The sequence below is a fragment of the Aliiroseovarius sp. S1339 genome, assembly GCF_023195695.1.
Classification (GTDB): domain Bacteria; phylum Pseudomonadota; class Alphaproteobacteria; order Rhodobacterales; family Rhodobacteraceae; genus Aliiroseovarius.
Genome location: NZ_JALPQG010000003.1, coordinates 352,332 through 375,744, shown reverse-complemented (window position 1 = coordinate 375,744; position 23,413 = coordinate 352,332). Strand labels below are relative to the sequence as shown.

21 protein-coding genes and 1 tRNA gene are annotated in these 23,413 nt (G+C 58.2%); 7 read left to right on the top strand and 15 right to left on the bottom strand.

What is annotated here, in order from left to right; all coding sequences use genetic code 11:
• The first annotated feature begins 122 nt into the window (after positions 1-122).
• Both pyrF and MUY35_RS06590 read left to right on the top strand, forming a co-directional pair.
• On the top strand, positions 123-827 hold the full coding sequence (gene pyrF, locus MUY35_RS06595; protein WP_248364901.1) for an orotidine-5'-phosphate decarboxylase: 705 nt from the start codon (positions 123-125) through the stop codon (positions 825-827).
• 188 nt (positions 828-1,015) lie between these two features.
• Positions 1,016-1,744 carry a hypothetical protein gene (locus MUY35_RS06590; protein ID WP_248364899.1) on the top strand — a complete coding sequence of 243 codons (729 nt, stop codon included), beginning with the start codon at positions 1,016-1,018 and terminating at the stop codon, positions 1,742-1,744.
• A 17-nt stretch (positions 1,745-1,761) separates the two neighbouring features.
• On the opposite strand, the gene MUY35_RS06585 is transcribed toward MUY35_RS06590, so the two are convergent.
• From MUY35_RS06585 to MUY35_RS06575, 3 genes are read right to left on the bottom strand one after another with little or no spacing between them, the layout of a single operon-like run.
• Positions 1,762-2,031, bottom strand: coding sequence for a hypothetical protein (locus MUY35_RS06585; protein WP_248364897.1), 270 nt, complete (start codon positions 2,029-2,031; stop codon positions 1,762-1,764).
• The gene (locus tag MUY35_RS06580) at positions 2,031-2,918 is read right to left on the bottom strand and encodes an SPFH domain-containing protein (RefSeq protein ID WP_248364895.1); all 888 of its coding nucleotides are present in this window, start codon (positions 2,916-2,918) and stop codon (positions 2,031-2,033) included. The genes MUY35_RS06585 and MUY35_RS06580 overlap by 1 nt, the downstream gene beginning before the upstream one ends.
• A 43-nt stretch (positions 2,919-2,961) precedes the next feature.
• Positions 2,962-3,405, bottom strand: a complete 444-nt coding sequence (locus MUY35_RS06575) for an NUDIX hydrolase (RefSeq protein WP_248364893.1) — start codon at positions 3,403-3,405, stop codon at positions 2,962-2,964.
• A 62-nt stretch (positions 3,406-3,467) separates the two neighbouring features.
• Between MUY35_RS06575 and MUY35_RS06570 the strand changes: the two genes are divergently transcribed.
• The gene (locus tag MUY35_RS06570; protein ID WP_248364891.1) at positions 3,468-4,721 is read left to right on the top strand and encodes a DNA polymerase IV; all 1,254 of its coding nucleotides are present in this window, start codon (positions 3,468-3,470) and stop codon (positions 4,719-4,721) included.
• Positions 4,722-4,723: 2 nt separating this feature from the next.
• On the opposite strand, the gene MUY35_RS06565 is transcribed toward MUY35_RS06570, so the two are convergent.
• Positions 4,724-5,584, bottom strand: a complete 861-nt coding sequence (locus MUY35_RS06565; RefSeq protein WP_248364889.1) for an N-formylglutamate amidohydrolase — start codon at positions 5,582-5,584, stop codon at positions 4,724-4,726.
• A 167-nt stretch (positions 5,585-5,751) separates the two neighbouring features.
• On the opposite strand from MUY35_RS06565, the gene MUY35_RS06560 reads away from it, so the two are divergent.
• A tRNA-Val gene (locus MUY35_RS06560) sits at positions 5,752-5,826 on the top strand.
• An 80-nt stretch (positions 5,827-5,906) separates the two neighbouring features.
• Complete coding sequence (ykgO, locus tag MUY35_RS06555; RefSeq protein ID WP_005850168.1) at positions 5,907-6,032, top strand: type B 50S ribosomal protein L36; 126 nt, start codon at positions 5,907-5,909, stop codon at positions 6,030-6,032.
• A gap of 152 nt (positions 6,033-6,184) precedes the next feature.
• Here the strand turns inward: ykgO and MUY35_RS06550 are convergent, their stop codons facing one another.
• The 8 genes from MUY35_RS06550 to MUY35_RS06515 all read right to left on the bottom strand — a co-directional run bounded on the left by MUY35_RS06550 (position 6,185) and on the right by MUY35_RS06515 (position 16,457).
• Positions 6,185-7,660, bottom strand: a complete 1,476-nt coding sequence (locus MUY35_RS06550) for a peptidoglycan-binding domain-containing protein (protein ID WP_248364887.1) — start codon at positions 7,658-7,660, stop codon at positions 6,185-6,187.
• A gap of 147 nt (positions 7,661-7,807) precedes the next feature.
• On the bottom strand, positions 7,808-9,007 hold the full coding sequence (locus MUY35_RS06545; protein ID WP_248364886.1) for a phenylacetate--CoA ligase family protein: 1,200 nt from the start codon (positions 9,005-9,007) through the stop codon (positions 7,808-7,810).
• Positions 9,008-9,076: 69 nt separating this feature from the next.
• Positions 9,077-9,913, bottom strand: a complete 837-nt coding sequence (locus tag MUY35_RS06540) for an ABC transporter ATP-binding protein (RefSeq protein ID WP_248364885.1) — start codon at positions 9,911-9,913, stop codon at positions 9,077-9,079.
• A gap of 77 nt (positions 9,914-9,990) precedes the next feature.
• Positions 9,991-11,277: an ABC transporter substrate-binding protein gene (locus tag MUY35_RS06535; protein ID WP_248364884.1), complete on the bottom strand. Its 1,287-nt coding sequence runs from the start codon at positions 11,275-11,277 to the stop codon at positions 9,991-9,993.
• Between the two features lie 110 nt (positions 11,278-11,387).
• On the bottom strand, positions 11,388-12,464 hold the full coding sequence (locus tag MUY35_RS06530) for a branched-chain amino acid ABC transporter permease (RefSeq protein ID WP_248364883.1): 1,077 nt from the start codon (positions 12,462-12,464) through the stop codon (positions 11,388-11,390).
• A 3-nt stretch (positions 12,465-12,467) separates the two neighbouring features.
• Complete coding sequence (locus MUY35_RS06525) at positions 12,468-13,454, bottom strand: branched-chain amino acid ABC transporter permease (RefSeq protein ID WP_248364882.1); 987 nt, start codon at positions 13,452-13,454, stop codon at positions 12,468-12,470.
• A 10-nt stretch (positions 13,455-13,464) separates the two neighbouring features.
• The gene (locus MUY35_RS06520; protein ID WP_248364881.1) at positions 13,465-14,295 is read right to left on the bottom strand and encodes an ABC transporter ATP-binding protein; all 831 of its coding nucleotides are present in this window, start codon (positions 14,293-14,295) and stop codon (positions 13,465-13,467) included.
• On the bottom strand, positions 14,292-16,457 hold the full coding sequence (locus tag MUY35_RS06515) for an AMP-binding protein (protein WP_248364879.1): 2,166 nt from the start codon (positions 16,455-16,457) through the stop codon (positions 14,292-14,294). The genes MUY35_RS06520 and MUY35_RS06515 overlap by 4 nt, the downstream gene beginning before the upstream one ends.
• Positions 16,458-16,673: 216 nt before the next feature.
• On the opposite strand from MUY35_RS06515, the gene MUY35_RS06510 reads away from it, so the two are divergent.
• Both MUY35_RS06510 and MUY35_RS06505 read left to right on the top strand, forming a co-directional pair.
• On the top strand, positions 16,674-18,596 hold the full coding sequence (locus MUY35_RS06510; RefSeq protein ID WP_248364877.1) for a PAS-domain containing protein: 1,923 nt from the start codon (positions 16,674-16,676) through the stop codon (positions 18,594-18,596).
• Positions 18,593-19,294 (top strand): response regulator transcription factor, encoded by a 702-nt coding sequence (locus MUY35_RS06505; RefSeq protein WP_248364876.1) that lies wholly within the window; start codon positions 18,593-18,595, stop codon positions 19,292-19,294. The genes MUY35_RS06510 and MUY35_RS06505 overlap by 4 nt, the downstream gene beginning before the upstream one ends.
• A 63-nt stretch (positions 19,295-19,357) precedes the next feature.
• On the opposite strand, the gene MUY35_RS06500 is transcribed toward MUY35_RS06505, so the two are convergent.
• From MUY35_RS06500 to fdhF, 3 genes are all read right to left on the bottom strand, one after another.
• Complete coding sequence (locus MUY35_RS06500) at positions 19,358-20,068, bottom strand: hypothetical protein (RefSeq protein WP_248364875.1); 711 nt, start codon at positions 20,066-20,068, stop codon at positions 19,358-19,360.
• Entirely contained in the window at positions 20,065-20,400 is a 336-nt protein-coding gene (locus MUY35_RS06495; RefSeq protein ID WP_248364874.1) for a ClpX C4-type zinc finger protein, read from the bottom strand. The genes MUY35_RS06500 and MUY35_RS06495 overlap by 4 nt, the downstream gene beginning before the upstream one ends.
• A 141-nt stretch (positions 20,401-20,541) precedes the next feature.
• Entirely contained in the window at positions 20,542-23,292 is a 2,751-nt protein-coding gene (gene fdhF / locus MUY35_RS06490) for a formate dehydrogenase subunit alpha (protein WP_248364873.1), read from the bottom strand.
• Positions 23,293-23,413 lie beyond the last annotated feature (121 nt).

Sequence of the window (23,413 nt, the reverse complement as noted above, 5' to 3'; positions counted from 1 at the left end):
CCGCAAGATTGGCGCGAAAATCGACCGTTTTCGCGTGTCACAAAGGCGCAGCGGGTCCAGCATGAATTGCCTTTGCGCCCGACTGCAGTTAGGACGGGCCAACCCGCCAAAAGGAGCCCTCCATGTCTGATGACCGCCTGATCGTCGCCCTTGATGTCCCCAACGCGCTTGAGGGGCTGCAACTTGCCGGAACCCTTGGTGACGCGGTGAATTTCTATAAAATCGGGCTGGGCATGTTGACAGGTGGCGGGCTGGCCCTGGCCAACGAGTTGAAAAGCGAACATGGCAAGAAAATCTTCCTCGACATGAAGCTTTTTGACATTGGCAACACGGTCGAAGCCGCCGTGCGCGGGCTGTCGCAGTTTGATCTGGATTTCCTAACGGTGCATGGCGACCCCCACGTGGTGCGCGCCGCGCAAGAAGGCAAAGGTGGCAGCGACATGAAAATCCTCGCTGTCACTATCCTGACCTCGCTGGACCGAAGCGATCTGGATGCTTCCCTGATCAAGTCTGGCGGTATTCCCGATCTGGTATTGGAACGCGCGTCCCGTGCGTTTGAAGCGGGCGCCGATGGCGTCATCGCCTCGCCGCAGGAGGCCAAACTGATCCGCGCCCTGCCCGAAGCAGAGGGCAAATTGATCGTCACGCCCGGCGTGCGACCTGCAGGCGCGGATCGTGGCGACCAAAAGCGGATCGCAACCCCTGCGCAGGCCGTAGCGGACGGTGTCGATCACATCGTCGTTGGTCGTCCGATCTGCCACGCCGACAACCCAAGGGCTGCGGCGCAAGCAATTTTGGCCGAGCTCAACGCTCCTCAAGCGCAGTAAACAAACCAGACCTGACCGGTTTTCGTCAGCTTGATCGCTCACTTCGAACTCGTGAAAACGTGAGCCATTTCTGACCTGTGTGCCCTTGCGCGGTGCGGACAATATCCAGAACATGTGGTTAAATGTGCCCTCCGACGAAGGCACCCGCGAACACCACGACTTCAACCGCTGCATATCCGAGGGCTTTTATGTCTGACACCTACTACAACCCCGACATGTCCACCGTGTTGCGCCTGCGCCGTGCCATTGGGGCGATCGGGCTGACCTTACCGTTTGTGCTGATCGCAAATGTCTTCCTGTTTGATGTGCCGATGCAGGATTCGATTTCCGCCTTCTTCTTCACCGAACTGCGCGAAGTCTTTGTCTCGGCCTCGGCCGGCGTTGGCTTGTTTCTGGTCGCGTATGAAGGTTATTCGCGGCGACCAGACGAAGTTCTGACCGACCGCTTGGTGTCAACGATTTCCGGCGTCGCGGTTTTCACGACCGCCTTCGTGCCCACCTTGTGCCATAGCGAAGTTTGCTACACGCCATTGGCCTTGTTTGACCGATTGATCCCGCCGTCCATGGATCAAATACAGCAAAACATCCACTTTTCGGCAGCCGGGATATTTCTGGTTTGCATGGGCATTACATCGCTGCGGCTGTTCACAAGATGCACGACCGCAAACCCGCTCCTCCACAAACGGCGCAGGAATCAGTGTTATCGCATCTTTGGCTGGACCATCCTTGCGATGGTTGTTTTGATCGGCGTGGTAAAGCTGCTGTTACCCGAACTTGGCGACGTCTGGGACGCCAACTGGAATTTTACCTTCTGGGCGGAAAGCGTCGCGCTGTGGGCGCTTGGGCTAAGCTGGCTTTTGAAAGGCGGTATTCTGGCAGAACAGATGCCATTCTTGTTTGGCGCAGAGGCAAACTAGCCCCTGCTCCAATCTTATCAGTGTTCGTTGATATCGACGTCGATGCGTTTGGACTGCCCTTTGCGCACGCCGATCACCTGACGCAGGATCAACCATGTCACAAGGGATATGGCGGCGAACAAGACCAGCATCCACGGCAAGCTAGGCGCAATCCCGAAGAGCAGAAGGAACCCGACAACCGCGGCGCCAACCGCGAAGCCAAGGAAGATGAAGCCGGGCGCCAACATCTCGAAGATGCCAAGCGCGATCGCCCCCGCGACCCAGACCCACCATGTTGCCCACAACATCAGGATTTTCCTTTTAGCAGCTTGAAGGCGTCGCCAAACACATCCATCGCATGTGCGGGCAGGATTATGGTCTGCTTACCATCGCCCTTGCCGACGGCCACCAGCGCCTCAACTTGCTTCAGAGCCACCTGATACTGTGCGGCCTCAAGCCCGTTTTCCGCAATTGCCTTTGCCACCACTTGGGTTGCATAGGCCTCCGCGTCGGCAGAAATCCGGCGCGCTTTGGCTGTTTGTTGGGCGGCGTAAAGCTCTGCATCTGCGGCCAGTTCGACCGCGCGGCGCGTTCCTTCGGCTTCCGTCACCTGCGCACGCCGCGCACGTTCAGCATTCAACTGCTGCAACATCGCTTCTCGGGTTGCGTTGTCCAGATTGACGTCAAGGATTTCCGCGCGCGTCACCTCGATCCCCCAATCATCAACCGCATCCGCGACCTGTTGCTTGATTTTTGAGATCAACTGCTGGCGGTTCGACTGAACCTCGTCCAACTCCATCTCACCAATGCCGGACCGCACGATCCCCGCCACAGTCGTCGAAATCGCGGCGTCCACATCGCGGATACGATAAACCGTCTTTTCAGGCTCAAGAATGCGGTAGAACACGCTAGTATCGACCTGCACCAGCACGTTGTCCGAGGTGATGGCGTCCTGACTGGCGGTCGGCAACTGGCGTTCCAAAATCGACACTTTATGGCGCACGCGGTCAAGAAACGGCACGATGAAGTTGATCCCCGGCCCAAGCACCGCTTGCAATCGGCCAAAGCGTTCCACGACGTATTTCTCGCTTTGCGGCACGATCTTGACGCCCAGAAAGACAACGACAATCAGGAAAGCGGCAAGCAGCAACAAAACGCTGTTTCCGCCAACCAACTCTGCGGGAATCTCATTCATGGAAAGAACCTTTCACTGTCCGTGTATGCTTTAGAAGATGGTATCATTTGCTTGCTTGTTCAACATTATGAAGCGCAAGTCCAGCAAGCGCGGCCTGCAATCGAGGCTTAAAATGAGGGATCGCTTGCGGGTTCGCCAGCCATGCCTGAGGGTCCATCAGGGCCCAGCGCTGCCCCTCGTCCCCCAATATGATGTCCTGCGCCCTGTGGGCTGGCAGCGTGGCGGCAAACCACCAAGACGTTGTCCCCGGCACCGTCGGGCTGTCGAGTTCACGCCTCCAGATCAGCTCGCCCACACACAGCGTCAACGCGATTTCCTCCCGTGTTTCGCGCAACACGCAGGCTTCAGGCGTCTCGCCTTCGTCACGCCCGCCACCGGGAAAGTCCCACATGTTGGGAAACGGGATGCCCGCAATATTGTCGCGCAGCAGCGTCACAACCTGCCCGCCAATCAACAGAACCAGTTTCGCACCGCTGAAATCACCCATAGTGTCCTCCTCTCCGGTAGCCTAGTATTTGAGCCGCGCCTTTGCATCGGATAAAGTACCACATGCCCGCCTTGTGCCGAGAATGCCTGACCCAGTTTGACGATGGTCGCCGCTGCCCGTCCTGCCGCAGCCCACGGGTGACATCGCATCCCGAATTGTTCGACCTGACCATCGCGCATATGGACTGCGACGCGTTCTATGCATCGGTCGAAAAGCGCGACAATCCCGAACTGGCAGACAAACCGGTGATCATCGGCGGCGGCAAGCGGGGGGTCGTGTCGACCGCCTGTTATGTCGCGCGTATTCGGGGTGTGCGATCCGCGATGCCGATGTTTCAGGCCCTAAAGCTTTGCCCTGATGCGGTGGTGATCCCACCGCGCGGCAGCCATTACGCGGCGGTCTCCAAGCAGATCCGGGCGATGATGGACGACCTGTCCCCGTCAATCGAGCCACTGTCGCTGGACGAAGCGTTTCTAGACATGACTGGCACCCAGAAACTGCATGGCGCGCCGCCTGCCGTGATGCTGGCAGGCTTGGTTAAGCGTATGCAAGACGAATTGGGGCTAAGTGGCTCCATCGGGCTAAGTCACAACAAGTTCTTGGCGAAGGTCGCCTCTGATTTGGACAAACCGCGCGGGTTTTCCGTGATCGGCAAGGCCGAAACCGCGACCTTCCTGCATGACAAACCGGTGGGGCTGATCTGGGGCGTGGGCGGCGTCAGTCAGGCGGCGTTGGAAAAGGCGGGCATTCGCACCTTTGCAGACCTGTTACGTTGGGAACAGACCGACCTTGTCGCCCGGTTCGGGGGGATGGGTGAGCGGCTGTGGCATCTGGCACGCGGGGAAGACAAGCGGCGCGTGTCGGCGCATACGCCGGTCAAGTCGATCTCAAACGAAACCACGTTTTTTGAGGACACATCCGACGTCGCCCTGCTGGACGGCCACCTGTGGCGATTGTCCGAAAAAGTGTCAGACCGCGCCAAAGCCCGCGATATTGCCGGGCGTGTCGTGACCCTGAAGTTGAAGCGCGCCGATTTCCGTGCGCTCAGCCGGCAAACCAATCTGGGCGACATGACGCAATCGGCGGACCGCATCTATCACACCGTCCGGTCATTGTTTGATACCGTCGCTGACAAGGGACCGTTTCGTTTGATCGGCGTGGGATTAAGCCACCTTGGCTCGGCGGACGGCGCTGACCTAAGCGACGACCTTTTGGACCCCCAAGCCGCCCAGCGACGCGCGGCGGAACGTGCGACAGACAAAATCCGCGCCCGCTTCGGCGACAACATCATCGTGAAAGGGCGCGCAATCCGCTAGCGTCACTCCGCCGCCATCGCTTTCTCACACCGCCCAATCTCAGCGATTTCGGCAATAACAGACGCCAGACGCGCCCGGACCTGCTGAAAATCCCCGTTGGGCCGCACCATCTGTTCATTCAGATAAAGCGCCCGGTCAATCTCGACCTGAACGACATGCTGCCTGCGCGACGGGCGACCATAATGCTGGGCCATATATGCCCCTGCAAAGGGTGTGTTGCGCGCCGTTTCGAACCCGGCGCGGATAAAGGCGGCCTCAACCCGGCTGACAATTTCAGGGGCCGCTGAGGCGCCGAACCGATCACCCAGCACAACTTCTGGGCAGCGGCGTGCGCCCTTGCACAGGCTTGTCACGGCCTCGTGCGGCATCGAATGGCAGTCAATCAGGATCGCCTCGCCAAACATCGCGCGACTTCGGTCCAGCAAGGTTTGAAGCGCTGTATGATAGGGGTGCCAGTGATCCGCCAAGCGGACTTGCGCGTCGCGCAGGGACATCTTGCCTCGATAAATCACCCGGCCGCCGGCCACCACGCGCGGAATAACCCCCAAGCCCGACGACACGCGCGGGTTATGGTCCACCCGTCGCAAACCTTTGATCAGGGCTGGGTCCAACTCCTCGGGCCCGCGGTTCAGATCGACATAGGCGCGCGGCGTATTTGCTACCAAAAGCGGCGCGCCATGGTCCGGGGCCACGGCGCATAACCGATCGACATAGGCATCTTCCGACGACCGAACAGCTTGTTCGTCAAGCACACTGTTTGTCAGGAACGCCGCTGGATAATCCCGACCGCTATGGGGCGAGGCAAAGACGACGCTTGTCGTGCGTGACTTCGGCATCGTCAGCGTATATGGGTGTGTCGACATCCGAGGTCCTTTGTGCCTTTGCTACAATGTATATAAAGGCAAAATTTCTCACGTCAAAAGGCCTTGCGCACGACCACGACTCCTTTTATAGAACCGCGAACCGGCGCGGGTTTTCCCGCGTCGCGTTTTTTGGATTGGTCAAATTGACTGGTTCGGAAAGATTTTCGGGGCGATTAGCTCAGCGGTAGAGCACTTCGTTGACATCGAAGGGGTCACTGGTTCGATCCCAGTATCGCCCACCATGAACCGCCTATGGCCAAAAGGTCAGACGGCAAAATGTAGCTTAGGCGCAACCGCAGCGCCGCGTTGAAGGAGAAGGACCATGAAAGTTCGCAACTCGCTCCGCTCGCTGAAAAACCGCCACCGCGATTGCCGCGTGGTGCGCCGTAAAGGCCGCGTCTACGTGATCAATAAAACGCAACGCCGGTTCAAAGCCCGTCAGGGCTGAACGCATCAGCAGCGTTATCGAAAAGGCCGCCCCGTGGGCGGCTTTTTTGTGTTTGACCCCCGAACTGGTTCAATCGCTGACGGCTGAATAACAAACTGCCCGACAACATTTACCTGTGCCGGGCAGTCCTGTCTTATTGCTGTGCTATTAACTCACATGTTGACCAGCAAACGGGCCAGTGTGATCTGGTCCACAAATCCAGTCACTTTGATCCCGCGACTTTTCTGATACTGGCGCAAGGCCTTGCGGGTCTGCGCATTGAAAGTGCCGTCAATCTGTCCGACATCAAACCCCAACCCACTCAGGCGTTGCTCGACGATAAGCCGCGCCGGGCCGCTCTTCAAAAGGGCTTTTTCGCCAGCGGCGGCAGCCTTTCGTTCCGCCTGGCCCTTTTGCGCTTGTTGCAGTTCCGCAATCTTGTTGTTGGCAATTCCGACGAACTGACCGTTCGGATATTTGCGCAGATAGGTCTGGTATGCCTTCACTGAATTTGCGGCCTTCGCGTTGTTCCAAACGGTTTTCTCGGACTTGCTTGCCACAATGCCATCGCCGCGTTGCCACTTGGCAAGTGCAGCATTGGCCTGATCCGCGTGCAGCCCATCTGGATAGCGCTTCAGATAGGCCAACAACCCCTTGATGCTGCCGTCTTTCCCATTTTTCGCCCAGAACGCGTGATCCTGCCGCGTCAGTTCTGCGGCACGTTTGCGGGCTTGCTCATCCAAGTCAGCCGCACGTTTGGACGCCTGCCGTTGCAAGGCTATGATCTGGCGTTCGTTCAAGAACCCGGTTGCTTGGCGGCCCTGATCTTCCTGCCAGTCCGCGATCGCCGCGCGCGTGCCGCGACCGAAGATACCGTCGATGCCGCCGGGGCTGTAATTCAGAATGGTCAAATCGCGCTGAATGTCGCGACGATCGCCATGCCCCAAACCTAATGCATCCTCTGCGCGCTCAGCTATTGAAACTTCACCGCGCGTGAAGGGCGTGTTGTCAGAAAATTGCCCGAACGCCTCAATGGCGGGGTGACTTTTTCGCAGAATGCTCTGCATTGCCGCGCCCGGCGTCAAAGCGGTCTGGTCAACAAACCGCGCAAGCCCCTTTGCCGGTCCTATGAGGACGCCGACGCCCTCGGGAATATCAAGCTCGCCGATGCCCGGCGTTAGCCCCGTGCCAAGCGGAGTATCATTGCCTTGCGGCGCCAGCAGAACCAAGGCGTGTTCGGGGTGGTCGGCCATGCTGCGCAAAATTGCGCTAAGCGGCACCCCGGCCCCACCAATCGACAGGTCATTCAAATCGTAGGCGTAACGCGTGATCAACCAAGTCTCGTCACCGTTATTGGCAAACCGCCCGGAGAGGAAGACCAAAACTCGCTCCGCCGCATCAGCCTCGGTGCGAAACTGCGACATCACCTCCCAGGCATCCTCCGCCCGCTCGGACTGGCTGTCGAGAAAGGTAAACCCTTCGTCCCTCAGTCGACGCTTCAGCATTTTCGCGCTCTCTACGCCCGGCACATCGTCAAGATAGCGATAGTCGCTTTGTGTCAGCAGCAATGCCGCGTCGTTGGCCGATGCAAACCCTGCAGAGCAGCAAAGCGCTGCGACTGCCACTGCTGTTTGAAACCGCTTGGTCATACTCACCTCCACCTAGAAAACGCGCCTATGCGCAAGGTCCCATCCATTGTGAGGGAAAACGAGCCGCATACAACGGGAAAAACCCGCCGGGAACGTCACCGGCGGGAAAGTGGGGTAGGCAATAATGATAAGCTGGCGCGGCGGGCGTTAGTCGTAGACACGCTTGTCGTCGATCACGATGCCATCGTTGGGCAGACTGCCAGGCGCAACCAGTTCGATCTTGCCCTTCAATTTCAGAGTTTCAGCCACCGACTTGGCATAGGCATCGGCGTTGCCACCTTCCGCTTCGACCTGAACGGTCATCGCGTCCATCTCGCCTTCGCGGGTGGCGATGACGCGGGCCTTCGCGATTTCGGTATGTTTGGCAACAAAGTCGGCGACTTGCTCGGGACGCACGAACATACCTTTGATCTTTGCCGTCTGATCGGCGCGACCCATCCAGCCTTTGATGCGCATGTTGGTGCGTCCGCAGGGGCTGGTGCCCGGCAGAACTGCCGACAAATCGCCGGTGGCAAAGCGGATCAGGGGGTAATCGGGGTTCAGCGTGGTGACGACAACCTCGCCCACCTCGCCTTCCGCAACCAGATCACCGGTGCCGGGGCGCACGATTTCGACGATCACACCTTCGTCAACGATCATCCCGTCCATCGCATTGCTTTCATAAGCGATATTGCCCAAATCGGCAGTTGCATAGCTTTGCAGGCAGGTGATGCCACGATCCGCGTATTCCTGACGCAGGCTCGGGAACAGCGCGCCGCCGCCAACCGCAGCTTTGGTGATCTTCAGCGTCACGCCGTCCGCATCCGCGCGATCCAGGATGATCTTCAGATAATCCGGCGTGCCAGCATATGCGGTGGTGCCGATATCTGCGGCAGCGCGCACCTGAAGTTCAGTCTGACCGACGCCTGCCGGAACAACTGAGGCTCCAACCGCCTGCGCGCCGTTCTCAAAGATCATGCCCGCCGGTGTCAGGTGATAACCAAAGCAGTTCTGCACGATATCGTCTTTGCCAATGCCACAGGCATGCAGGAACCGCCCCATCCGCCACCAGTCATGGCTGACGCCGCCGGGTTCGTAAATCGGCCCCGGAGATTGAAAAATATGCGCGGGCTTCTTAACCACAAATCCACCAAAAGGCGGATTTTCTGATTGCCACTTGCTAAGGTCCGACTTTCGCAACACCGGGTATTGCGCCAGATCAGACAGCGAATTGATGTCCGGGCCGGACAGTTGCCACGCGTTGCTGGCGTCTCTGGCGCGAGCGATTTGTGCACGCAAGCCGTCGATCAATGCGCTTGTGCGTTCGTCGTTCGAACGGGTTTCCAGCGCGTCAAAATACTTGGACATGAGCGACCCCTTGTCATCGCCGGGTATCCGCCGGCCCTTCGTTGAAAAATGTCAGTGTGCGGGGCGGTGTTAAGCCAGCCAACGCTTCCGGCGGCGATACGACCGCACATCGCGGAAGCTTTTGCGGCCCTCATCCGACATGCCGAGATAAAATTCCTTAACGTCCGGGTTTTCGCGCAATTCAGCGGCGGGGCCGTCCATCACAACGCGGCCATTTTCCAGAATGTAGCCGTAATGCGCATAGCGCAGGGCCACGTTGGTGTTTTGTTCAGCCAGCAAGAAGGTCACGCCTTCGTTTTCGTTCACTTTTTTAACGATCTCGAAGATCTGTTCGACCAACTGAGGGGCGAGGCCCATGGACGGCTCGTCCAACAAGATCATCTCGGGGCGCGACATCAGCGCGCGACCCATCGCCACCATCTGCTGCTCACCGCCCGAGGTATAGCCCGCCTGACTTTTGCGGCGCTCGCGGACGCGGGGGAAATATTCATAGACCATCTCAAGATCAGCAGCGATCGCGCCTTTGCCGTCCGTGCGGGTGTAGGCGCCCGTCAGCAGGTTTTCTTCGACGGTCAGGTGTTCAAAGCAGCGACGGCCTTCCATCACCTGGATAACGCCGCGCTTGACCAGCTCGGACGGGCCCAGATCGGCGACGTTTTCATTCTTGTGCAGGATTGAGCCTTTGGTGACTTCGCCCCGTTCGGATTGAAGCAAGTTCGATATGGCTTTCAGCGTGGTTGTCTTGCCCGCGCCGTTGCCGCCCAGAATGGCTGTAATGCCACCTTTCGGCACATGCAGGCTGACGCCCTTCAACACAAGGATCACGTGATTATAGATCACCTCGATGTTGTTGACCTCCAAAAGGTTCTCACCTGCAATTTCGGTAGTCTTCTCGGCGTCCAGCATATCGGTCGTCCTGTCTGTGTTCGTTGTTCGGGGATCGTCCGGGCCAGACGGCCCGGACGAAAGGTCATGCACGCGGCTTAGTTGCAGCGTTCTTCGATGTTGTTCTCGGCGGCATAAGCGGCCGAGTCTTCGTCGATCAAAGGTTGGATCACATCCATATCCGACGGACCGAAGTCTGAAATCAGCGACCAGGTGCCAGCGGCTGCGTCCCATTGCTGGATCGCACCCGTGCCGGGGCCACCGTGGTTTTCACAGCTGACGGTGAATTCGGGGCCAAATCCGGGCATACCAAGTTCAGTCATCCGGGCTTCGGTGATTTCCAGAGCTTCCATACCGTCACGCATCATGGATGACGTGATGTCCGGCGTGCCGTGGATTTCCTGTGCCTTCTTGGCGGATTCAGCCAGCAACATCGCGGCATAGACACCGCGGTTGTAAAGGGCCTTGCCGATGTTGTCGCCATTGCCGGCTGCCTTACCTGCATCCACAACATGCTTTTGGATATCAGCAAAAACCGGATAGTCCGATCCAACACCATGGAAGGTCACAGCCTTGTAACCCGTGGCTGCGTCACCGGCGGGAGAAACGTCATGGTCACCACCCGACCACCAAACGCCGATGAAGTTTTCCATCGGGAAGCGGATGTTGGCAGCTTCCTGAATGGCAACCTGGTTCATCACGCCCCAGCCCCACATCATAACGAAATCAGGACGCTCGCGGCGGATTTGCAGCCATTGCGCTTTCTGTTCCTGCCCGGGGTGATCGACCGGAAGTGTCACAAGCTCAAAGCCGTGCTTTTCAGCCAGACCTTCCAGCGTGCGGATCGGTTCTTTACCGTAAGCCGAGTTGTGATAGACCAGCGCGATTTTCTTGCCCGCCAGATCGCCACCGCTAACCTCTTTCAGGTGGTTCACAGCGAGCGAGGCTGCATTCCAGTAGTTGGCGGGGAAGTTGAACACGTGGCTGAACACTTTGCCGTTTGCAGCCGACGTGCGGCCATAACCGGGCGTGTAAAGCGGAATGTCGTCTGCCGTCACTTTCGGGATCAGCTGATAGGTGATGCCGGTCGACAGCGGGTTATAAGCCAGCGCGCCTTGACCTTTGGTGGCTTCGTAGCATTCGACGCCTTTTTCGGTGTTATAAGCCGTCTCACATTCTGGGGCTGATGTCATCACGCCACCGATGCCGCCGTCACGTTCGTTCAGCAGAGTGAAGTAATCCGCAAAGCCATCCGCATAGGGGATGCCGCCTGCGGCGTAAGGACCAGTCCGGTAGCTGAGCGAGGGGAACACCAGATCCGCAAGGACCGGAGTTGCCACCATAAGCGCCGTAACACTGGCTGCTGCGAGTTTCGAGTATTTCATTTGCTTCCTCCCTAGATTAGCAAATTTTCGTGCCCGTTGCGGGTCACATTGCTTTGACCCTCTGAACCGTTTCCTCATTGGTTCAGAGGATAAGATGAGTTGCGCGGGCCCTAGTGCGGGAAGGGCCACAGACGCAGTTTTTCTTTCGTCAGGCGCCATAGTTGCGCCAGACCGTGCGGTTCCACAATCAGGAAGACGACAATCAGGCCGCCCACGATCATGAACTCGAAATGCGCGGCCAGATCGGTCGGCCAGCCAAGTCCCCCCACCAGCACGTTCTTCAAAAACACTGGCATAAGCACCATAAAGGCCGCGCCTGCGAATGATCCGAAGATCGATCCCAGACCACCGATGATGATCATGAACAGGATCAGGAACGACTTGGTGATCCCGAAGGCCTCGCCTGCTTCGGCCGCGCCAAGATAGACCGTGAAAAACAGCGCTCCGGCAATGCCAACAAAAAAGGACGATACCGCAAAAGCCGACATCTTGGCCATCAGGGGGTTCACCCCGATGATCTCGGCCGCGATATCCATATCACGGATGCCCATCCATTTGCGGCCCATCATGCCGCGCGTCAGGTTGCGCGCCACCCATGCCAGCACCACGACAAACACGAGGCAGATCATGTATTTCGCCCAGGCTTCGGTATTGGGGCCGGTCACGATGACACCGAAGACAGAGCGTTCAGGCGCGTTGATTTGGCCCGACGCCGAATAGTTGTAAAACCACGGCACCTTGTTGAAGACCCACACAAGGAAGAACTGTGCGGCCAGCGTGGCCACCGCCAGATAGAACCCCTTGATGCGCAAGGATGGCAAACCAAACGCCACACCTACAACCGCGGTGATCCCGCCGGCAAGTATGATGTGGATCAGGATGCTGACCTCTGGAAAGCTCGTCATCAGCTTATAGCTGGCATACGCCCCCACAGCCATGAAGCCACCGGTGCCCAGCGACACCTGCCCGGCGTAACCGGTCAGGATGTTCAGGCCCAGCGCCGCAATCGCATAGATCAGGAACGGCGCAAAGACGGCGTTGACCCAATAGTCGTTGATGAAGAACGGGACCACCAAGAAGGCCACGAACATCAGGATGTAATAGCCCATCCGATCCAGGCGGATCGGGAAGGTCTGGCTGTCGTCACGGTAGGACGTTTTGAAGTCACCTGCTTCGCGGTAAAACATGGATCAGACCCTCTCGATGATTTTTTCGCCAAACAGGCCTTGGGGCCTGAAGATCAGGAAAATAAGTGCCAGCACATAGGCGAACCAGTTCTGGGTTGCGCCGCCGATCATGGGACCGATGGTGAATTCAAACAGCTGCTCGCCCACGCCGATGATCAGACCGCCAACGATGGCGCCGGGGATCGAGGTAAACCCGCCCAGCATCAAAACCGGCAAGGCTTTCAGTGCGATCAGCGACAGGCTGAACTGGACGCCAGACTTGGCGCCCCACATGATGCCCGCGACCAAGGCCACGAAGCCTGCAATCGACCAAACCAGCACCCAGATGAAGCGCAACGAGATACCAACCGACAGAGCCGCCGAGTGATCATCCGCCACGGCGCGCAGCGCCCGGCCCTGCTTGGAGTATTGCGAGAAAATCGTCAGCGCGGCCACCAAAAGCGAGGCGACGATCGCCGCGACGATGTCCAGATTATCAATGAAGAACCCATAGCCGAACCAGTCGAAGGTGACCTGATCTATGGTGGCGTTCATACCCTGCGGCAGACCGACATCAAGTTTCTTGATGTCTGAACCCCACATGATGTCGCCAAAACCTTCCATGAAATACGCCAGTCCGATGGTCGCCATGAACAGGATAATGTCAGGCTGTCCGATCAGGTGTTGCAGGACGTATTTTTCGACGATCCAGGCGAACAGGATCATAACCCCCGCAGCCAGCACAATCGCGATCAGCGATGGAACCTGCCATGGGAAATGATGCACCTCGGTGCCAAAGACCGCGTTGATCAAATGGGCGAAAGGCACCTGCCCTTGTTGAATACCCACCAGCGTCAGTGCTGCGAACAGCGCCATAACACCTTGAGCGTAGTTGAAGATGCCGGAGGCCTTGAAGATCAAGACAAACCCCAGCGCGACCAGCGCGTAAAGCACCCCGGCCATCAGGCCGTTCAGGGTGACTTCCATCGCAAAGAGTAGCTGTTCAGGCATAAGTCCCCCCTTAATCGTGTGCCACGCCAAGATAGGCGTCGATCACATCCTGGTTGTTGCGCACTTCGTCCGGTGTGCCGTCCCCAATTTTCTTTCCGTAATCCATCACGACCACCCGGTCGGACAGATCCATAACCACACCCATATCGTGTTCAATCAGCGCGATGGTGGTTCCGAATTCGTCATTCATGTCGAGGATAAAGCGGGACATGTCCTCTTTTTCCTCAACGTTCATGCCCGCCATGGGTTCATCCAACAGCAAAAGCGAGGGTTGTGCGGCCAGCGCACGCGCCAGCTCGACCCGCTTTTTCAGGCCATAGGGCAGACGTCCAACAGGCGTTTTGCGGATGTGCTGGATTTCCAGAAAGTCGATGACCTTCTCGCAAATCTCGCGGTTCGCAATCTCTTCCCGCTCGGCTTTGCCTTTCCAGATCGCCTGCTGAAGCAGGTTCGCCTTCATATGGTTCAGACGGCCGGTCATGATGTTGTCCAGCACGGTCATCCCGTCAAACAAAGCGATGTTCTGGAAGGTCCGCGCCAAACCTTGCCGCGCAACCTGATAGGGCTTCATCGGCGGGCGTTTTTCACCACGGAACCAAACTTCACCTTCTTGCGGCTTATAAAAGCCCGAGATGACGTTCAGCATCGAGGATTTACCAGCCCCGTTCGGACCGATGATCGCGCGGATTTCACCTTCGCGAATGTCAAAGCTGATGTCCTTGATCGCCACCACACCGCCGAAGCGCAGGGTGATGTTTTTCATATCCATCACCACCGGGCCAATCGTGCGGCCATCTGCGGTGACATAGCTGTCGGCGTTGATGTCAGTTGTTGTCGTCATTCTGCCGCCATCCCCTGTTTGGTGCCAACCACAGCCGCGTCGCGGATTTCCAAGGTGGCCGTGATCGAGCCCTTGCGGCCATCCTCATAAGTGACCTCGGTTTCGATATATTGCTCGGACTTGCCGCCATAAAGCGCGTCGATCAGTGGCGCGTATTTCTCTTCCACAATCTTGCGGCGTACTTTCCGGGTCCGGGTCATTTCACCGTCATCCGCATCCAGCTCCTTGTGCAGGATCAGGAAGCGGTGGATCTGACAGCCCGACAACATCTCGTCTTCGGCAACGGATTTGTTAACGGCTTCAACGTGCTCCTGAATGGTCGACACCACGTCCGGGTGGCCCGCCAGTTCCTGATAGGACCCATAGGCGACGTTGTTACGTTCGGCCCAGTTGCCAACCGCAGTCAGGTCGATGTTGATGAACGCCGTGCACATGTCACGGTCATTGCCAAACACCACGGCTTCCAGAATGTCGGGATAGAACTTCAGTTTGTTCTCGACATATTTCGGCGCGAACAGACGGCCATCGGCCATTTTGCCAACGTCTTTGGCGCGGTCGATAATGCGGAGGTGACCGTTCACCTTATCAAAGAAGCCCGCATCCCCCGTGGCGACCCAGCCTTCCGGGTCTTTGGTGTCGGCGGTGCTTTCGGGGTTGTTGTAGTATTCAACAAACGTGCCGGGGCTGCGATAGAAGATCTCGCCATTGTCCGCCAGTTTGATTTCAACGCCCGGCGCGGGAACGCCAACGGTATCGTTGCGCACCTCGCCATCGGGTTGCACGGTGATGAACACGGTGGCTTCGGTCTGACCGTATAGCTGTTTCAGGTTGATTCCCATCGAGCGGTAGAACTCGAAAATCTCGGGGCCGATCGCTTCACCAGCCGTGTATCCGACGCGGATGCGTCCAAAGCCCAGCGTGTCTTTCAGCGGGCCATAGACCAGAACATCGCCGCAACGATATTTGAAGTATTCATACGCCTTGCCGCTGTAGAGCTTCAGACCCAGCGGATCTTTGGCCTTGAAGTGCTTGCGCGCATTTTTGCCATGCCGCAGCTTTGCAAAGCCCAACCGGATCGCGTTCTCCACAATCGTTTCGGCGGCAAAACCAATCCCCATTGCATAGCGGAAGCCATGGCGGAGTTTCTGCTCCAGGGTCTTCTTCTGGGTGGTGACTTTGCGGCGCGGCATGCCGAACTTCTCGCCGGCGCCTTTTTTGGCGAAATCCATAAAGTGGTGGAACAGCGCGTATTTCAGATCGCCGCTGTCTTCCATCCGGATCATCACGTTGGTCAACTGGGTTTCAAACACGCGGGGCGGGGCGAAGTAATAGGTCGGCCCGATTTCGCGCAGATCCGTCATCATCGTTTCCGGGCTTTCGGGGCAGTTCACACAGAACCCGCACCACATCGCCTGACCCAGCGAGAAGATGAAGTCACCTACCCATGCCATCGGCAGATAGGCCAAAATGTCTTCGTTCAGACCCAGATTGTCGAATTCCGAGGTGTTCTTGGCGCTTTCGACGATATTGCGGTTCGACAGAACCACACCTTTCGGGCGCCCGGTGGTGCCCGATGTGTAAAGCATGACGCAGGTGCTATCGTAAGTCAGCTCTGCCTCGCGGGCAGCCATCTCGCCTTCAAGGCGGGAATGTGCAACGCGGCCTTCTTCCTGAATGTCACGATACCAATGCAGGTGGCTGTGATCATATTTCCGCAAGCCGCGCTTGTCGTAGTAGATCACATGCTCGATATGTTTGACGTTTTCCTGAACCTCAATGACCTTGTCGACCTGTTCCTGATCGCCACAGATCACGAACCGCGCGCCACAATGGTCCAGCACGAATTCCATTTCTTCGGCAACAGCGTCCTGATACAAAGGCACCGGAACCGCACCGACTTTCTGCGCGGCAATCATCGCCCAGTAATGGGCGGGACGGTTGCGGCCGATGATGGCAACATGATCGCCACGATCAATGCCAAGCGCCAAAAGCCCAAGGGCCAGGTTCTCGATTTCCTTGGCGGCCTCGGCCCATGTCCAGCTCTGCCAGATGCCAAATTCTTTTTCACGATAGGCCGGGCGATCCCCATACTTCTTCACGTTCCGCGCAAGTAGCGCGGGAACGGAAGCAAAGTCGCCTGCTGCGGCTAGTTCCTGTGACAAATTTTCCTCCCACCGTCGGTACGGGCGACGTTCCCGATCGCAAAGCGAATCTTCCTTTGCAACCCTGACTGAAAAAACTTGGCCGTCAAAGGTTTCGCCACTTTTTCGCAATCCTAACGAATTGTTACATGGCGGGTCCAGAGGTGTGCGACCCAGTCAAACTCCTTTTCATGCGCCGGTTCAGGTGTTAGCGAAAGAGCGTAACAGGAGGCGCCATTGGGACAGAATTTCAACGAAACCTCGGCCCTGACTCAAGCCGGTTTGAACCTTATTCAGCAGGCGCTTTCCATCTATGATCGCAAGCTTCGGCTGGTTGTTGGAAACCGCCAGTTTCAGGATATGTTTGACCTGCCAGACCACCTTGCCACCCCCGGTGCGGAGTTCTCGGACACCATCCGATTTCTGGCAGAGCGCGGCGATTACGGGGCTGTTGGTGATATCGAATCTTTCGTCAAATCGCGCGTCGATCAGGCTTTGGCATTCGAGCCACATTATATGGAGCGCACGCGCGCCAACGGTCGGGTGATTTCGGTCGAAGGTCATCCGCTGTCGCAAGGGGGGTGGGTGACTGTCTATACGGACATCACACCAATCAAGCGGCAAGAGGCACTGTTGCGCGCCCGATCCGAGGAACTGTCCGACCAAGTGCTGAGCTATACCGAAGAACTGACCCAGACCAACCGGGCACTGGCCTCGACAATCGCAGCGCTGGAAGAAACCAAACGCGAGCTGACCGAGATGGAAAGCCGCACCCGCCTGACCGCCGAAATGATGCCTGCCCATATCGCGCGCATTGACCGTGATCGACACTACACGTTCTCGAACCGTCGCCTTGGATCCGTCATCACCGGGCGGCCGAGCGATCTGATCGGGTTGCACGCAATCGAAGCCTTGGGCGACGAGGCTTATGCGCATATCTCGCCCTACTTCGCCCGCGCTTTTAACGGCGAACCCAGCGTGTTTGAATTCTCGCACGAAGGGTCAGGACGCCGTATTCGGGTCGCACTAACCCCTGATCAAGACGGTGATGAAATCTCGGGCGTCTACATCCTGTCGATGGACGTCACTGAGGAAGCACAAGCCCGTGCGGCCTTGGCCCAGACCCGCAAACGCGAGCTGGCCGCGCAACTCACGTCGGGCGTGGCGCATGATTTCTCGAACCTGCTGACCATCATCCTTGGGCTGCAAAGCCGTCTGGCCCAGATGCCACTTGGCGATGATGCACAGCAGATGGTTGCCGCCACCACGGCCGCGGTGCGGCGCGGTGGGACGTTGCTGGACCGGATCGCTTCGATCTCGGGCCGGCGCGAGCTGCATTTCGAACCGACCCTCGTGCCCGACATGCTGAATGGTCTGGAAACCCTCGCGCGGTCAACGCTGCCCGATGACATCGACCTGATAATCAACGTCGCGGACTTGAACGACCCGATTGTGCTGGACGCAGGCGCGGTGCAGGACGGGATTCTGAACCTTATCCTGAACGCGACCCATGCGATCGGATCGTCGCCCGGCACCATCCACCTGACGGCCCGCCCGATCCGCGACACATGGGTGGAATTCCGTGTCACCGACAGCGGGCCCGGCTTTTCGCGAAAGGCGCTTGAGCACGCACTTGACCCGTTTTTCACCACCAAGGGCGGCGAAGGCTCCGGGCTAGGCTTATCAATGGTTTATGACCAGACCAAGGTTGCTGGCGGACAGGTGAAACTGTTCAATTCGGCCGACACGGGCGGCGCGGTTGTGTCTGTCCGCCTGCCGCTGCGCAAACCGCTCCAGCCCATATCTCCGCGCCTTGTCCTGTTGATCGAGGATAATCAGGACATTCGCACATCCGTTCGCGAGATGCTGACCGAAATGGGTCATCAGGTGATCGAGGCAACATCCGCCGAAGAAGCACTGGGGTTGGTCGACCTAGACGGGCTTGGTCTGATCCTAAGCGACGTGATGTTGGAAGGCGCGCAGACCGGTCCAGAATTTCTGCAGGGGTTGCGCATGGCAGGTATTGATGTCCCTATGCTGGTCATGACCTCCCTACCCGCCGATGATCCGCGCAGGGCAGAAGCCGGTTTCCCGGTTTTGCCCAAACCCTTCACAAAGGGCGAACTCGCCACGTTCCTGTCTGAAGAGGTCCGCGTATGACCCAGCCATTGGTCGCCATCCTTGACGACGAACCGGAAATCCGACGGATGCTGTCAGAGGCGTTGGAAGACGCCGGTTTTCGCACCGCCAGTTTCGCCCGCGCCACCGAGTTCGAGGCCGCCTTGAACACCATGTCCCCGGATGTCTGTCTTGTAGACCTCGGTCTGCCGGACCGTGACGGGCTGACGTTGGTGCATCGGCTGGCGCTGGAAAGCGGTGCGTCGATCATCATCATTTCTGGCCGCACCCAAGTGCAGGATCGCGTCACCGGGTTGGAGCTTGGAGCCGACGACTATATCGTCAAACCATTCGAACCCGCCGAGGTCGTCGCCCGCGTCCGCGCGCGCCTGCGCGGGCCGAAATCCAGCCTGAAGACGGCGCAAACCGCGACGTTCAACGGCTGGACCGCGCATTTCGACCGTTACATGCTGGAAGACGACAGCGGCGAGGAAACCGCCTTTTCCCACGCCGAAGGCGAAGTGCTGCGCCTGTTCCTTGACGCCCCCAAGCGGCTCATATCGCGCGCGCAAATGCAAGAAACACTGGGTGGTGTCGCCGGTGAAAGCTTCGACCGCGCCATGGACGTCCGCATCTCGCGCCTGCGCACCAAACTTAAGGAAGACCCCAAAAACCCGCGCCTGATCAAGACCATCTACGGCGCGGGGTATATCTTTTTGGGGGATGTGAAGTGGGGATGACATCTATGTCGAGCTTGCCGGGCTTTGCTACCGTTCTAATCCGCGCCTTCTCCATTTGGCTCATCAGGTAATACAGATTTCAACAAAAGGTTGGAATTTGTCGCTTGGAAATGCCGACCTCCATCTGACATCCACCAGAAGGTCGCGCACTGCATTGATTCCCCATTCTGAAATGGCACCTGCCACCACGCATTTCGAAAGCGCGTAATGGAGGACACTTTTCTCGCCGTGACCAAAAAACTCCGAGGGGGTGGACATGGAACCCAGTTGAAGTGGAGTCGATCGGTATTCGACGACAAGTCGCCGAAGTGCATTCGTATCAAACTCGGCACGGGTATCGACTTGCATTGCCAGCCCTTCGTCAAACCAGGTGGGAATTCGATATGTTCGCAATAGGGCACTTGTTCTTTCCGCCACTTCAGCATGAACATATTCGTGCGAAGCGACATCGGGGTTTTGACCAAGCGTGCCAAGGATGATGATGGACGGAAGGAGGGGCGCAAAACGGGTTGTGCCATACTGGACCGAGAGGCTGGCGGCGGGTTGATCCATGCAGTAAACCCAAGGATTCGCAGTCATTTCTCCAAGCAAATTCGCAACAGAATACTCTGCTTTATCAACGAGGTGGGCTGGGCATTCCTCTCCATTGACAGCGCCAGCTATCGCGGCATGTGACCAGCTGTAGTTTGCGCCAAAGTAGATCAGGATGAACAATCCGCAAGAAAGGAACAGATGCCTTGGTCTCAACAGCCTTTTTCGGTTCATCAGAGTCACGCGAAACGCTCCCAAACCGATTGCCGAGACACGGCGAGCGGTTCCGCGATCTTGGTCCAACTCATGTTGCGTTCCCTCAAAGCATCAACCGCATTCGCAAGATGCTGCCGAATGGTTTCAGCGGTTGCACCCAGCCCAGCACGCACCCCGAACGGACGTTCAGTTCGCCAGGTATGTGGATCAAACACCTCAATCGGAACCTCGACCCCATTCAAGAACAGATGGCACGCTTCGACGCATTCATTGCAAATGTGAAGCCCGCCCGGCCCAGCCGCTAATTTCTCGACATCCTTGTCTGCCTTGCCGTAATTCGAGCAGTCTGGATTTCTCATCCCGACTTCCTGCAAAGGCAATCCATACGTCAGGAAGGCCCTGACATAATTCGCGCCAAGGTGTTCCCGACGGAAAACGCTGTTCGAAGCAGGAGTGCCAAGTAGGTTCAAGCGCGAAACCGACTTCCTCGACACTCCCAACTACTCTGCCGCCACCTGCGCCACTTTCTCAACCTTCACCGCCGCGAACTTCATCTCGGCGATCTTGCCATAGGGGTCAAGCGCAGGGTTGGTCAGCGTGTTGGCCGCCGCCTCGACATAGGCAAATGGCAGGAACACCATATTTTCGGCGACGCCATAATCCGCACGGGCCATGATGTCGATTGTGCCGCGTCGCGTGGTCAGGCGGACCATATCGCCCGGCTCAACCCCCATTTCGCGCAGGGTTTTGGGGTTCATTGAACAATTGGCCTCTGGCTCAATCGCGTCCAGCACGGTGGCGCGGCGGGTCATGGAACCGGTGTGCCAATGCTCCAACTGCCGCCCGGTGGTCAGGACCATCGGATAGTCGGCATCCGGCAGTTCGGCAGGGGGCAGGATGGCTGCCGGGGTGAAGCGCGCGCGCTTGTTTGGGCGCGGGAAGCCATCACCGAACACAACCGCCTGCCCCGGATCTTCGGGGGAAAGCGACGGGTAGGTGACGGCATTCTGCGCCTCGAGCCGGTCCCACGTGATATGATCGAGCGACGGCATCACGCGACCCATTTCGGCAAACACTTCACTGGGATGGGTGTATGTCCAATCCAGCCCCAAACGTTTCGCAAGCTCAATCGTGATCCACCAATCCTCTTGTGCCTCACCCGGAGGCGGCACGGCGGGGCGGCCCATCTGGACCTGCCGGTTGGTGTTGGACACCGTCCCGGTTTTTTCGGCAAAGGCAGCGGCGGGCAGGACCACATCGGCATAGCTGGCCGTTTCGGTCAGGAAGATATCTTGACTGACCAGAAACTCCATCCGCTGCAACGCTTCGCGCACGTGGGTGATGTCGGGATCAGACATGGCCGGATTTTCGCCCAGAATATACATGCCTTTGATGCGGCCATCATGCACCGCGTCCATGATTTCGACCACGGTCAAGCCGGGCTTGTCGGACAAGTTGTCCACACCCCACTCGGCGCTGAATTCGGCCAGAACGGCGGGGTCCTTCACCGATTTGTAGTCGGGCAGGAACATCGGGATCATGCCCGCATCAGACGCGCCCTGCACGTTGTTTTGACCGCGCAGCGGGTGCAGGCCCGTGCCCGGACGCCCCACATTGCCGGTCATCAACGCTAGCGAGATCAAACAGCGGGAGTTATCTGTGCCGTGCACGTGCTGGCTGATACCCATGCCCCAGAAGATCATACCGGCCTTGCCAGCCGCAAAGGTGCGGGCGGTGGCGCGCAGCTCATCTGCGGAGATGCCGCAAATCTCGGCCATATCCTCGGGCGGGAACGCTTTCAGGTGTTCGCGCATCGCCTCCCAATTCTCGGTGTGCTTAGCGATATAGGCGTCGTCGGTCAGACCTTCTTCGGCGATCACATGCATGATCGCGTTTAGCATCGACACGTCACCGCCCGGCTTGAACTGCAACATATGCGTCGCGAACCGGCTAAGCGACGTGCCGCGCGGGTCCATCACGATCAGCTTGCCGCCGCGCTTGGTGAATTGCTTGAAATAGGTTGCCGCGACCGGGTGGTTTTCGATCGGGTTTGACCCGATGACGATCGCCACATCGGCGTTTTCGATCTCGTTAAAGGTGGCGGTCACAGCGCCCGAGCCTACGTTTTCCAGCAGGGCCGACACAGAGGACGCGTGGCACAGCCGGGTGCAGTGGTCCACGTTGTTGTGGCCAAAGCCCGCGCGGATCAGTTTCTGGAACAGATAGGCCTCTTCATTGGTGCATTTCGCCGATCCAAAGCCAGAGACCGCGTCGCCGCCATGGGTATCACGCAGTTTGGCAAGACCGTTTGCCGCGAAATCCAACGCCTCGTCCCAGCTTGCTTCACGAAAATGGGTCAGCGGGTTGGCGGGATCGACGTTTAGCCCCTTGGGTGCGCCCTCTTTACGGATCAGGGGTTTGGTCAGGCGGTGGTCGTGGTTGATATAGTCGAACCCGAACCGGCCCTTCACGCACAAACGACCTTCATTGGCGGGGCCATTGATCCCTTCGACATAGACAACCTTGTCATCTTTGACGCGCAAACTGACCTGACAGCCAACCCCACAGAACGGGCAGACGCTTTCGACCTCGCGGTCATAGTCTTCGGTGTCTGTCACTTTGGCTGGCATCAGCGCCCCGGTGGGGCAGGCTTGCACGCATTCGCCACACGCCACGCAGGTCGAGGCGCCCATCGGGTCGGAAATATCAAACACCGGATAGGCATCATGCCCCCGCCCCGCCATGCCGATCACGTCATTGACCTGCACCTCGCGGCAGGCACGGACGCAAAGGTTGCACTGAATGCAGGCGTCCAGATTGACGCTCATCGCGACATGGCTGTCGTCAAGCAGGGGAATGCGCCCGGATTCCAGCTTCGGGAAGCGGCTGGTTTCCACGCCGGTCAGGTCGGCCATGTCCAGCAGATGCGACGAAGCATCATGTGGGGTCTCCGGCTGGTCGGCCATCAACAGTTCAACCACCATTTTGCGGGCCGTCCGCGCGCGGGCATTGTCGGTGGTGACAACCATACCCTCAGCAGGTTCGCGAATACATGAAGCCGCAAGGACGCGTTCGCCCTCAATCTCGACCACGCAGGCGCGGCAGTTCCCATCGGCGCGCAGGTCCGGCACATCCTTGTGGCACAGATGCGGGATCAGGGTGCCCTCGCGCTTGGCCACGTCCCAAATGCTCTCGCCCTTGCGTGCCGTAACCTCTTGTCCGTCCAAGGTGAACTTGATGCCGTCGCTCATGGAAACCTCCGTCTAGTCCTGACCAGTATAAACCATGCGATGGGGCACGTCAGTCCTTCAATCCCGACGCCCCGCACCGATTTTGCGCCAGACCCCCTTTTCGAACTGCACCCAACTGTCT